Below are 12,823 nucleotides of genomic sequence, written 5' to 3' on the forward strand. Positions count from 1 at the left end.
CAAAGTTACTGATTATGGCTTAGTCCCTTTACTCTGTGGCAAACGATTCATATAATCCTCGCCTTATTCTACCTCGCCTGAGAATGCCCTATGGAACAGTTAACCGCGACACTAAAAAAAATTGAAAAACAAAACTACCGTGCTTACCAAAAACTAAAAGGTGAGTATGATTTCGGCGATTATATGTTCCTAGTTGATCAAGTTCAGGCCGACCCTTATGCCTCAGCTTCTAGAGTTAGAGCTATAAGACCTTGGTCAGTAACTGGGCTGCAGTGGCTCCAGAATAAATCTCAGGCTTATCAGATAGCTGCTCGCGATTTCATCGCTCGCGAATTTGCACACCTATCAAAGCAAGAAAATAGCCTTGATATCTCTTTAACAGGCCAGACGGTTCTTGACTCTACAGCCGTATTATTTACCGATATAGGTATTGAACTCAGATTTCGTGTTAACCTACCAGCTGAAGGGCGTTCTATTCTTGGAAAGAAGGCCAATAATTTACTCACTTTTCACCTCCCGAAATATATCAGACGTGCCACACTAGAACGTGAACTAGATATAAAAGCATTAATACACCATTGTGAAGTAATAGAAGATCAGGAATTTATACGAAATAAACTCGATGAGTTAGGCTTAATAGCTTTCATAGGAAACGGCTCAATACTTCCAAGAATAGCAGGCAATTGTGACTTGCCAATGGAAAACGCGATACCCTTCATGGCTCCCAAGTCAATGTCTGTAAGCATCATAACTCCCAACCAAGGCGAAATTGGCGGACTAGGAATCAAAAAAGGCGTTACTTTGATAATTGGCGGCGGGTTTCACGGTAAATCAACATTATTAAGTGCTATTGAGCGCTCTATTTATAACCATATCCCAGGAGATGGACGCGAGTACATTGTCACTAATGTAAATGCAGGAAAAATACGCGCAGAAGATGGAAGGTGTGTTCATAATCTAAATTTATCTAATTATATTAATAATTTACCAATGGGGAGAGACACTACCAATTTCTCTACTCAGGATGCCTCTGGATCCACTTCTCAAGCCGCGTGGTTACAAGAATCTATAGAGGCTGGTGCCCTAGGAATATTAATTGATGAAGATACATCCGCTACCAACTTCATGATTCGAGACGAAAGGATGCAAGCTCTTGTGAACAAAGGTGCTGAACCGATAACACCATTAGTTGACCGTATAGGGCAACTAAGAGATGACCTCGATATATCATCAATTGTCGTTATGGGAGGATCAGGTGACTATTTTGATATTGCTGATTGCGTGATTCAAATGCATGACTATTTGCCTATAAATGTTACCGATAAGGCTAAAGACGTTATAAAACAGCACCCAACTCAACGCCATAATGAATCAGAAGGCGCTCTCTCAACCTTTCGGCCACGAACTCTAAACCGCACCATACTGCAAAAGGTACTATCGGATGGTAAGTTCAGAATCGCAGCGAAAGGCACAAATTCTCTTCGCTTTGGAAAAGAGTTCACCGACTTAACAGCCTTAGAGCAACTTGAATCAAGTTCTGAAATTAATGCCATAGGATGGGTATGGTTTCAATTGGCGCAGGGCTCTGGGTATTCTCACAACCCAGCTCAAGAAATACAGAAGATACTTGATGAGGATTGGGCACGAAACATGCCCTTGCAAGGTGACCTTGCTAAACCTAGAGCTCTTGACGTTGTGGCCGCTTTAAATCGTATGAGAAAAGCAAAATTCCAACCAGCAGAATAAATCTCGCATGGATTGACCTAAAAGATGTGGTATACAAGTGCGCATTGTGCACTTGTTAATGCCTCAATACATGCCACGCTTCACATAACACTCGAAAGCGCTCGCTATTACCATTTTCTCTATCTGGGTGCCACTTAAGTGCCAATTTACGCCAGGTTTTGCGAATTTCAGCCGGGCTAGCGTCTAAAGGTAACTCGAAAAGAGATAACGCTTTACTTCTGTCCATATCACCGACATCTGTGCTACCAACAAACTCTCGATATCGAGTCCAAAATTCGTTAAGCAAACGTTTCACCTCACCTTCTTCTGCCTCGTAATTATGCCAATCTAGATAATAATCCCTAAGAGGGTCTTCATGGTCCACTTCATGACCGAAGACTTGAGGCTGAGGCATCAAAACGATATCCATTGCTTGCACTTGTAGCCAATTCTCTGGGTAAAGTGTTTCTTGCAGCTGGTATAAAGCATTCATGATAAGAAAGTTACGTTTAAACAGATCCTTATCTGGAGAAGCATCGAGTACAGGTAAAAGTTCGAGATCACAAAGGTGAGAGGAAAGAGTGTGGACTTTCCAACCTGAAGGTTGTTGTTTTAAAATTTCCATAATTGGCCACAGTAGAGGGTTTTCCATATACTGTTGGAATTGTGCGGCAACTTCCTGATGTTCGTTCATATCCGATTTATTTTGGTTTTATTTTTAATACAAAGACAAAATTACCGATTTGTCGAGTTTATACCGAAGAATTAACGATCATCACCCAAAAAAAGCCAGCGATGACTGGCTCTTTAACAGAGACTTTAATTACAAAACTCCTAGCTCCTTTAGCCTTTCTGTTAAATACGTATCTGCTGTATGACGCTCAGATAACACCACCTCAGGCTTTGGATGAAGAAATAAGGGTAATGAGATCCGTGATGTTTCTTGACGCTCACCTGTTGGGTTGATAACGCGATGAGTAGTCGATGGGAAATAGCTACCTGACGCTTCCTGAAGCATATCGCCAATATTAATAATCAAGCTACCAAAGTCGCATGGAACATCAATCCATTGACCATTTTTAGCTAATACTTGCAATCCAGGTTCATTTGCGGCGGGAAGAATCGTTAAAAGATTAATATCTTCATGAGCAGCAGCCCGAATAGCACCAGGCTCTTCGTTACCAGTCATTGGAGGGTAATGGAGAACCCTTAAAAGTGTTTTTTCGCTATTAGTAATCATCTCAGAAAGTGCCATGGAAAACTTGTCCTGAATTTCGACTGGAGCGTATTCCTCAACCCAACCTAATAATTCCTCGGCAAAGTCGTTCGCTCGCTGATAGTAGTCCAAAATTTGCTCTTTCAATTCTTGTGGGATTTGTCCCCAAGGATAAACATGAAAATACTCTTTAATATCTTTGACAGTATGCCCCTTAGCAACTTCAGATATAGAAGGTGGAAAGTATCCATCTTGAGTCTCGATATTGTATGTAAATTCATTTTTGCGCCCAGTCATAAAAAACTGATACCAGTTCTCATAAATTGACTCCACAAGCTCTTTAGGTATTGGGTGGTTTTTAAGCACTCCAAATCCTGTCTCATGCAGTGAGGTTACAAATTGTTGAGCCGCATCTTTGGCTTGATAATCGACAGTTTCGAGTTTCATGACTTCACTTTATTTCGTTATGCTATGGTTGAAGCAAGATTCTAAATCTCACCCGAGGCTAAATCAAACTTTGGTGAGCTAGAAGAGGTCAGTTTTTGCTTTTACTGCGCTATATTTATATTTTTCAACATAAATGGTGGTTTAAATGTGACCAAAACATCACCAAACGACAATTGTACAATGTTTTATTTAATATCATTATTATATTATGAAAGATTTAAGGAGACCTTTTAATGGATACAAACAGAACCACACTATCACTTTTATTTTGGTTAACTTTAGGTTACGCAACCGTGTTTGTATTCTCTGCTTTTGCTCCTTCCTCTCGGGCTGTATGGATTGCTGAAATCATTCCAGCTTTGATTATATTGTCATTAATCTGGCTAATCTCGAGACGATTTCGATTTTCTAATACCGCTTATTTTCTTATGTTCATATGGCTAACACTTCATACCATAGGCGCAAAATATACCTTTTCAGAGGTACCATTCGATTGGTTTAATCAAGCTATAGACTCTGAGAGAAATAATTTTGACCGTGTCGCCCATTTTTCTATTGGTTTATATGCCTACCCCATTGCCGAATATATGATCAAAAAACAGTGGATGACCGCAAAACTAGCAATGTGCTTTGCCCTATTTTCAATCATGTCACTGGCGGCTGGATATGAAATGGTTGAATGGTGGTATGCTGCACTTGCTGGCGGTGACGAAGGCATTGCTTTTTTGGGCTCTCAAGGAGATATCTGGGATGCACAAAAAGATATGTTAATGGACACATTGGGAGCGATAACATCATTAATACTGTTAATATTTCAGCTTGGGGTTCTTTCATCAGCCCATGCTAAAAAAGATCAAAGCCTTTTGTAATAGGAATGTGAACTACCTCAGGCTGTTCATTGTCGATACTCACACTTGGCCATTCTACCAATAATTGATGCACATTGGAGTCGCTTAGATACTTGTCACTACCTCTGCTCTAATACTGTAGTTATTGTTTTTTGTAAAAACTCCTAACTATTTGTGGGCGTATCGACCATAAAAATTGCCCTTTCATTATTTTAAATACCCTTTTTTTTGATAATAATTGGGTAATTTTGATCTTTAAGTTCATGGATAAAGCTAGAACCCGCACCTGAATACGTCACCCATACATGATTTCTCGCTCTCGTCAAAGCCACATAAAATAAACGACGCTCTTCAGCATAAGGAAAACTATCATCAGATTGAGACAAAGCACCATCAATATGCAATGTCTTTACCCTTGGAGGAAATTGGCCTTCATCTACGCACAGTATGATGACGTAGTCCGCTTCACGACCTTTACTAGCATGACAAGTCATAAATTCAATTGATAGTAGCGCAAATTGCTTTTGCCATTGAGTAAGAAGCTCTGGTTTGTGGTAATGATTTCGAGCGAGCAAAAGCACAGTTTGAGTATTTTTTGCCCTGCGATTTAATTCATCAAGTATTTTTTCAATCGAGCCACTTGCAGATAAGGTAACGGATTTTGATTTCTTCTGCTTAAAACTATGTAAACGTTTCTCTATTTGAGCTGGGTTGCGCTGAACAAACTGATTAGCCACATCACCAAGTTGATTACTAAAACGATACGTGGTGTCTAACTTATGAACTGTTGAATGACGAAAACGCATTGTAAAACCCGTTGTCAAATCAACATCAGCACCTGCAAATTCATAAATAGATTGCCAATCATCACCAACAGCAAACAAAACACAGTTATGGCCATTATTTGGTTTACACAAAGCCTCTACTAACTGCAAACGCTGAGGTGATATATCTTGATATTCGTCAATCATGATATATTTCCAGTGCGATTTATATCTTCCTTTAACCACATGTTCCGTCGCTTTATTAATCATCATATTAAAGTCAATGTGACCCTGCTCATTGAGCATAGCGATCCACGCTTGGTAGCAAGGCCAAACTAAGGAAAGCTCACTATTTAGACGAGTATAATCCGCATGGGAAACCAAACTTTCTTGAATATCTTTCTTCGTCCCGCCGACTGCCGATAGTTGGTTAAGCTGTTTGTTTAACCAAGCGATCAATTTAGGGTTTTCAACATGGCAACCAAGTTCATCATCGCCTGTAATATAGGCTATTGGCCATTTATTGAGATGCTTTTGCCAACGCTTAAATGCTGTCGGAGTAACCCAGTGATTTTTTAGCCATTCCATACACCAAGCTGTCTTTAAACTATCATCTGTAGCAATAGGTGAAATAGTGACTGGCTCCTGCTCAACCTGGTTCAAAATATAGAGCCCAAGTTGATGGAACGTATTAACCGTAATTTGATCTGCACTCAAACCAATTTTGTTTTCTAAACGTTGACGCATCTCGCTAGCTGCATCGCGCCCAAACGATAACATTAGAATCTCTTCAGACTGAGCTAAGTGGCCTTGAAGAAGATACGCTACTCGCGCAGTTAAGACGCTGGTTTTCCCAGATCCTGCTCCAGCGAGAACCAAGTTATTGTCGTCATTAAGTAATACAGCTTGTTGCTGAGACATATTTAAAGGAGAAGATTCAATTTGTGAAAAAAGTACCTTCCAGTTTTCTAATTCAATCTTCATCCACCGATGATTACGCTCAGCAAGATTTCGTTCAGTATCTAAAACCCATGGTACAATATTTGCCATTCGATCTGGCACCATCAATACGGCATCATCCAAAGTCATTTCCATGGTACTTAAGTCTGTTAATATCTGATTTAGCAGAATATCAACAGTGGAATGTGTGAGGTAAGCAGGTTGACGTTCCAGCCCTAGCAGAGCAGCTTCCCATTGGGGAATAAATGCGAACAGTTGTTGGCATTGATGACGATGCCACTTTTGATATAATGAAACCGCTAAGCGAGCAAACTGACGGCAACTTTGCCAAGAAAGCCCTTCAATAAGCCAGGATTGTCTTCGTCCATTTTTAGGGTGTGCAAAAAACTGCAGCCCCCCCCATATCAATCCTCGCTTTAAGTTAACTTTACCGCTCCAAACACTAAAGGGAATTCGCTCTTCACACCGCTTAGAACTCAATATGATAAAGTCAGAATCCAAAGACACGCGATTATACTCATCTTGAATAAGGTATTGTGCAGTCTTGGTCACTCTCAGCTGCATATTTATTCTTCCTAAAGCTTAATTACATACATGATAACTTACCCAAACCCAACAATGAAAAGATCCTGTCAATAGTTGAATGAGAACACTTCACGTTAAAATCTCGTCAATAGACACGTTTCTTTATCTACATCATAAATTTAACATGTATTATTAGATACTATAATTATTAAAAAAGGCAATCAAAACAAATACCGTGCAACCTTTGAGACGACTTCGCCTATATTGGGCTAACAAAACCATTAATTACGGCTTACTAATTCTAATCGCATTATTAGGAATCGTAGGCCTCAGTTGGTTTGGTGCTACAAAGTCACTTGTCATCCCACTTATATTAGGGGTTATCGCAGCAGCCTTAGCAGAAACAGATGACACAGCAATAGGCCGAATTAAGGCGACTTGTTTAACTCTATTTTGCTTTGCTGTTGCGTCCTTCTCGATAGAATTACTTTTCCCTACTCCTTTTTTATTTGCCATTGGACTGTGTGTATCCACTTTTGGGTTCATTATGCTTGGAGCGATTGGGACCAGATATGCCAGCATCGCATTCGGTTCATTACTGATTGCCATTTACACCATGTTAGGTGCCGAACAAAGTGTCAATGTCTGGCTACAGCCCCTTTTGCTTTTATCCGGTGCAAGCTGGTATTTTTTACTCTCGATTTTGTGGTCTGCGCTGTGGCCTTTGCAACCTGTTCAACAAAGCTTAGCCGCCGTTTTTATTAATCTCGGAAATTATCTAGATTCAAGAAGTCAGCTCTTCCACCCAGTAACAGACCTTGACCCTCAACCTTTAAGAATTAAGCAGGCACAACTTAATGCAGCGACGGTTACAGCATTGAACCACTGCAAAGCAACATTATTGAGCCGTTCTAAACGAGGCTATGTTCACGCTACTAGCGATCAATTTCTTAATATTTATTTTCTCGCTCAAGATATACATGAACGTGTTAGCTCTAGTCATTACCGCTACCAAGAGCTTTGTAAGAACTTTGAACGCTCAGACATTTTGTTTAGGTTTAAATATCTACTGGAAACACAGGCACAAGCCTGCCGGTCGGTGGCGCGGTCGATTCAATTGGGCTCGGACTACCAACATACTGGCAACTCTCTGATTGCGCTTGATGAATTAGTAAGATCATTAGAAGATCTACATGAAGAAACAGCGCCAGTAAAAAAGTCTCTACTCAACCAACTCCATTACCTGTTCAATAACCTGGCTACCGTCGAAAAACAGCTAACAAGTATTAGCCAACCTCATTCAAACGAATTTGGTGCAGATGTACTTGATGACACTGAGGTTTATACCTTCAAGGAGAAATTGCAAAGAATCACATCACATTTTACCATAGATTCGATGCTGTTTCGCCACGCGATTCGATTGTCCACTGCCCTAACTTTAGGGTATGGCCTGATAAAGATATTTGATATAAATCAAGGCTTTTGGATTTTAATGACCACACTATTTGTCTGCCAACCCAACTACAGTGCTACTCGAAGCAAACTTGTCGCTAGAGTAGTAGGAACAATCATCGGCATATTAGTCGGTGTTCCACTTCTTATGGTGTTCCCTTCTCAGGAAAGCCAATTACTATTTATTGTCATCTCAGGGGTCGCATTCTTTACCCTTCGACTCGCTAATTATGGTTACGCGACAGGATTTATCACTATTTTAGTGTTGTTTTGTTTCCACCAGATTGGTGATGGTTATTCCATCGTGCTTCCAAGATTGACCGATACACTCATTGGATGTGGATTGGCAGCTTTATCTGTCACATTTATTTTACCAGACTGGCAATCAAAGCGTCTTCATAAAGTAATGGCAGAAACCATTCAAGCACACCGTGAGTATCTCGCACAAATCATTGGCCAATACAGGATTGGCAAGAAAGACAACTTGACGTATAGAATAGCAAGACGAAACGCTCATAATCATGATGCGAATCTAAATAATGCGATCAGTGCCATGCTAGTGGAACCTGGGCGATATCGATCTGCTGTTGATGAAAGTTTTCGCTTCTTAACATTAACTCACGCTTTGTTAGGCTATGTATCAGCGCTCGGTGCACATAGAACTCGAATCAACGAAGCGAATACCCATCAACTTATTCTAGAAACCCACAGAGTTATTCATCACCATCTTGAAACATTGTGCTCTCAGCTTAATGAACCAGAAAGGTGGAGTACAACCAACCATAATATTGACCTTGCTCTCAAAGCTAGGCTTGAAGAATGGCGGGATCAAGACGATAATTCCACCAAAATGATCTTACAACAGCTCTACCTCATTTATAGAATGCTGCCAGAACTCCATTCTCTAGCAGGTAAGTTCACTATTCGTGCAAAAAACTGACCATCTTTAATGACAATAAAAACAACAAATTTGATAGATACTATGGCATACTTCACTTTTATTTAAACTCCACCTGACATTGTTCGGACATTTTTTAAACAAAATTACATAAAATGGTGGTTGAAGTTTCTTAGTGGGTAAGGCGATGAAAGGAGACATGTCTTGCTATTCGAACCAGAGAAATGAATTGATTCGGAGGCAACGTAGTATGAATTCAAAACAGTTTGAAGTATTTAAAAAACAACTAAAAAGTCTGACACCCAGTCAGCTACGTACATTGAAAACTGAAATATCCCAAACTTTATCTGAGCCTAATCGCGCGTTATTAACTGACGAAGAACAGCAGCTTATTGCAAGCTTGTTCAAATAGCATAACTTGCAAAAAAAGCAAACTCGAATTAAGATTTAATAATAAAGGGGGGTGATATATGACAGTGTCTGCAATCCAGCCCGGCTATCAAATTATCGAGCAGTCATCTCAGATGGCTGAAGAAGCAGCGCACGAAATTCATCAAGCTCAAGTCACAAACCCGATTGAGAAAGACGATTCTTATCAGTTCAACAAAGTTGAATTCAAGCTACCAGATAGTTCCCATATAGAACCTATTGTTAAACTGACTCAAGCAGAAAAGTACAGTAAAGTTGGTACTAATGTTTTGCAAAGAGACCAAGAAATGATCGGTACCTTGCTTGATGTACATGTGTAGGTTAAATTTCATACCAACACAACAACAAGTGTTGCCTTCCGCTCAATAGTCGCTAGAATCTCCCGACAACATCATTTTTTTCATCACCATGCCCAAACTCAACTTATCTCACCGTGACAGAAAATCGATTTTTGACCAAGGTCCTTGCTCAGATACCTTAGAGGAAAGGCTCAAACCTAACTTTGAACCACCAAAGCAACGTCTAACATCGAGCCCTTATGTGTCTATCAAAAATTTAGATAAACGCTGGAAGATATTAGCTGAGCTAACACAAAAACAGCACCTGCTTGATCCATACACGCTGCAGGGCTCTGATATATACAATAAGAACATCGAACACTTTATCGGCACAGTAAAAGTACCTGTTGGCATCGCAGGGCCTCTTCGTGTTAATGGCTTACATGCTCAAGGGGATTATTTTATCCCCCTTGCGACAACAGAGGCCGCATTAGTTGCCTCGTATAACCGCGGTTCACAACTTATTACCGCAGGTGGTGGTGCCAGTGCGATACTGATTAATGAAGGAGTAACAAGGACTCCAGTTTTTGAGTTCCAGCGACTCTCACAAGCAGGTCAGTTTGTTGCCTGGGTTGTAACACAATATGACCAATTTAAGAAAATTGCTGAGTCAACGACATCGCATGGGCAATTAAATGATATAAACATTAATATTGAGGGTAACCGCGTATATTTAATATTTGAGTTTCATACCGGCGATGCATCAGGGCAAAACATGGTTACCATTGCGACCAATGAGGTGTTTAATTACATCTGCGCCCAGACGCCAACCCAACCTCAAGAGGCTTTTCTTGATGGTAACCTGTCAGGGGACAAAAAACCCAACGCACATACGCTAAGGCACGTTAGGGGCAAAAAGGTATCCGCTGAGGTAAACCTTTCAAAAGAACTCGTCGAAAAATACCTACACACCACACCTGAGAAAATGGCTAAATTTGGACAACTAACGACAACAGGTGCTTCAATTAGTGGCGGAATCGGTGTTAATGCACACTATGCAAATGCTCTTGCTGCTCTTTATACCGCTTGCGGACAAGACAGCGCATGCGTAGCGGAGTCTGCAATTGGTATTACACGTATGGAAGTTAACAAAGAAGGTGGCTTATATGCATGTGTCACTTTACCCAATATAATGGTAGGAACCGTCGGTGGTGGCACTCACCTACCAAGCCAAAGAGCATGTCTCGAGATCATGGGTCTATACGGTTCAGGAAAAGCAAGAATACTTTCCGAAGTAGTCGCAGCAGTATGCCTTGCGGGTGAACTTTCTATTGTTGGCGCATTCAGTGCGGGTCATTTTTCGAAAGCACACCAAAAGCTCGCCCGGTCATCCTAAGACCTGTTACCACGCTAATTTAAAATTAGCGTGCGTACATTACCCCGCAATTATACCCATCCGCCTATATATCAATATTGTGCCATAGGCCTTGCATGGTATATGCACAGCCATATATCAGCTTAACGTCTCCAGTTTCTTGTTCTTTTATAAACAATCAAAGCTCGTATAAGTTTCGTATTATGATTATTTGATGATCTCGATCATGTTTAACCGGACAAACACTAACAATCAAGGCTACAATATGATTACATAACGAAAATAATGTGCTCGAACGAACATTTGGATGGCAATTACATGACCGTAAGTTACTTAGATGAACAAAAAGAACAAGAATTTCTAGATATAATTGTCGTCGGCGGAGGTATAAATGGTGCTGGAATAGCTGCAGATGCAGCAGGGCGTGGACTAAAAGTTGGCCTTTATGAAGCACAAGATTTTGCTGGCGCTACTTCTTCAGCGAGCTCTAAGCTTATACATGGTGGATTGAGATATTTGGAACACTATGAATTTCGCCTAGTGAGTGAATCGCTCGCTGAACGTGAAGTGCTTCTTGCAAAAGCACCACATATTGCATTCCCAATGAGATTTAGATTGCCTCACCGCCCATTTCTTCGCCCCGCGTGGATGATACGAGCAGGCTTATTTCTATACGACCACTTGGGTAAACGAACTTCTCTTCCTAGCAGTAAAAAAATCAAACTTGATAATGAAAATGTCATGAAATCTGAGCTCAACGTAGGTTTCGAATATTCTGATTGCTGGGTTGATGATGCAAGGTTAGTCATGCTCAATATCATTCAAGCTCGGGAACTAGGAGCAGAAGTCAGCAACTACTGCCAAGTAACTAAAGCAAGTCGTATTGACGGACTTTGGCATGTCGAAATAAATGACCTACGCACAGGGCAAACGTTAATCAGAAAGTCAAAAGCCCTGGTTAACGCCACTGGGCCATGGGTAAAAGATTTTCTGACCGAAAATACCCAACTGGTTTCTCCTTATGGTATTCGATTAATTAAAGGCTCACATATTATCGTACCCAAAATCCACGACGAAGAACAAGCATATATAATGCAAAATGAAGATAATCGAATTGTTTTTGTTATCCCCTATCTCAATCAATTTTCAATTATTGGAACAACTGATGTCGAGTTTCATGGTGATCCACGTCATGTATCGATCAGTGATGAAGAAAAACAGTACCTGCTTAAAGTGACTAACAGCCACTTTCGCAAGCAACTCGCAATGGATGATATTATTGCTGACTTCAGTGGTGTTCGCCCTCTGTGTGATGATGAATCTGACTCGCCACAAGCGATCACTCGTGATTACACACTTTCATTAGACGGTCAAACTGACGAGGCGCCGCTACTATCAATTTTCGGCGGTAAGTTAACCACATATAGGAAGTTGGCTGAATCTGCCATGCAGCATCTTTCACCCTATTTCGACCCAAACAAGCCTTGGACTAAAGAAGCTCCTTTACCCGGTGGTGAACATTTTTCATGGACCAGTTTACAAGCAAAATTAGCCAGCGAAATTCCATTTGTTGATCCCGATACACGCACGCGATGGATTCAATCATATGGTAGTCGAGTAAATCAGTTACTTGAGGGTGTAAGAACCAAACAAGACTTAGGTATTATTTTCTCTTCAGGGATCTACCAAATTGAAATTGACTATATGGTTAAACAAGAGCTGGCGGCCAATGCTGAAGACATCCTTATGCGCCGAAGTAAACTACACCTATCATGCGATAGCCAATGCTATCTTGCCATTGCTAAGTATCTGGAAGCAAACCACTACAGTATCGAAAGGCAATGTGCTTAACTGCATTTTGCAAGAGATTTTAAGAGGCTCACGGGTATCCCCCTGAGCCTTTGTT

At 40.7% G+C, this 12,823-nt stretch carries 10 protein-coding genes; 7 read left to right on the top strand and 3 right to left on the bottom strand.

Annotated features, from left to right (window positions below):
* The first annotated feature begins 90 nt into the window (after window positions 1-90).
* Window positions 91-1,746, top strand: coding sequence for an ABC-ATPase domain-containing protein (locus tag KO511_RS00505; RefSeq protein WP_215985567.1), 1,656 nt, complete (start codon window positions 91-93; stop codon window positions 1,744-1,746).
* Between the two features lie 55 nt (window positions 1,747-1,801).
* Here the strand turns inward: KO511_RS00505 and KO511_RS00510 are convergent, their stop codons facing one another.
* Both KO511_RS00510 and KO511_RS00515 read right to left on the bottom strand, forming a co-directional pair.
* Window positions 1,802-2,419: a DNA-J related domain-containing protein gene (locus KO511_RS00510; RefSeq protein WP_215985568.1), complete on the bottom strand. Its 618-nt coding sequence runs from the start codon at window positions 2,417-2,419 to the stop codon at window positions 1,802-1,804.
* 129 nt (window positions 2,420-2,548) lie between these two features.
* On the bottom strand, window positions 2,549-3,388 hold the full coding sequence (locus KO511_RS00515) for an isopenicillin N synthase family dioxygenase (RefSeq protein WP_215985569.1): 840 nt from the start codon (window positions 3,386-3,388) through the stop codon (window positions 2,549-2,551).
* 233 nt (window positions 3,389-3,621) lie between these two features.
* On the opposite strand from KO511_RS00515, the gene KO511_RS00520 reads away from it, so the two are divergent.
* Entirely contained in the window at window positions 3,622-4,257 is a 636-nt protein-coding gene (locus tag KO511_RS00520; protein WP_215985570.1) for a DUF2238 domain-containing protein, read from the top strand.
* A 191-nt stretch (window positions 4,258-4,448) separates the two neighbouring features.
* Here KO511_RS00520 and helD read toward each other — a convergent pair whose 3' ends face one another.
* Window positions 4,449-6,524, bottom strand: a complete 2,076-nt coding sequence (gene helD, locus KO511_RS00525) for a DNA helicase IV (protein WP_215985571.1) — start codon at window positions 6,522-6,524, stop codon at window positions 4,449-4,451.
* Between the two features lie 196 nt (window positions 6,525-6,720).
* Between helD and yccS the strand changes: the two genes are divergently transcribed.
* The 5 genes from yccS (at window position 6,721) to glpD (ending at window position 12,768) form a co-directional block, all read left to right on the top strand.
* Window positions 6,721-8,877, top strand: a complete 2,157-nt coding sequence (yccS, locus tag KO511_RS00530; RefSeq protein WP_215985572.1) for a YccS family putative transporter — start codon at window positions 6,721-6,723, stop codon at window positions 8,875-8,877.
* A gap of 208 nt (window positions 8,878-9,085) precedes the next feature.
* Window positions 9,086-9,247 (top strand): hypothetical protein, encoded by a 162-nt coding sequence (locus KO511_RS00535; protein WP_215985573.1) that lies wholly within the window; start codon window positions 9,086-9,088, stop codon window positions 9,245-9,247.
* A gap of 58 nt (window positions 9,248-9,305) precedes the next feature.
* The gene (locus tag KO511_RS00540; RefSeq protein WP_215985574.1) at window positions 9,306-9,584 is read left to right on the top strand and encodes a hypothetical protein; all 279 of its coding nucleotides are present in this window, start codon (window positions 9,306-9,308) and stop codon (window positions 9,582-9,584) included.
* 88 nt (window positions 9,585-9,672) lie between these two features.
* Window positions 9,673-10,938, top strand: coding sequence for a hydroxymethylglutaryl-CoA reductase (locus KO511_RS00545; RefSeq protein ID WP_215985575.1), 1,266 nt, complete (start codon window positions 9,673-9,675; stop codon window positions 10,936-10,938).
* A 297-nt stretch (window positions 10,939-11,235) separates the two neighbouring features.
* Entirely contained in the window at window positions 11,236-12,768 is a 1,533-nt protein-coding gene (gene glpD, locus KO511_RS00550; protein ID WP_215985576.1) for a glycerol-3-phosphate dehydrogenase, read from the top strand.
* Window positions 12,769-12,823: the final 55 nt, after the last annotated feature.

Origin of the sequence: Vibrio hepatarius (genome assembly GCF_018860525.1) — a bacterium.
In the GTDB taxonomy this organism is placed as follows: Bacteria; Pseudomonadota; Gammaproteobacteria; order Enterobacterales; family Vibrionaceae; genus Vibrio; species Vibrio hepatarius_B.

Bases quoted from the DNA above. Each gene is read 5' to 3' on its own strand.
- KO511_RS00505 (WP_215985567.1), top strand. From the start codon at position 91: ATGGAACAGTTAACCGCGACACTAAAAAAAATTGAAAAACAAAACTAC.
- KO511_RS00510 (WP_215985568.1), bottom strand. From the start codon at position 2,419: ATGAACGAACATCAGGAAGTTGCCGCACAATTCCAACAGTATATGGAA.
- KO511_RS00515 (WP_215985569.1), bottom strand. From the start codon at position 3,388: ATGAAACTCGAAACTGTCGATTATCAAGCCAAAGATGCGGCTCAACAA.
- KO511_RS00520 (WP_215985570.1), top strand. From the start codon at position 3,622: ATGGATACAAACAGAACCACACTATCACTTTTATTTTGGTTAACTTTA.
- helD (WP_215985571.1), bottom strand. From the start codon at position 6,524: ATGCAGCTGAGAGTGACCAAGACTGCACAATACCTTATTCAAGATGAG.
- KO511_RS00535 (WP_215985573.1), top strand. From the start codon at position 9,086: ATGAATTCAAAACAGTTTGAAGTATTTAAAAAACAACTAAAAAGTCTG.
- KO511_RS00540 (WP_215985574.1), top strand. From the start codon at position 9,306: ATGACAGTGTCTGCAATCCAGCCCGGCTATCAAATTATCGAGCAGTCA.
- KO511_RS00545 (WP_215985575.1), top strand. From the start codon at position 9,673: ATGCCCAAACTCAACTTATCTCACCGTGACAGAAAATCGATTTTTGAC.
- glpD (WP_215985576.1), top strand. From the start codon at position 11,236: ATGACCGTAAGTTACTTAGATGAACAAAAAGAACAAGAATTTCTAGAT.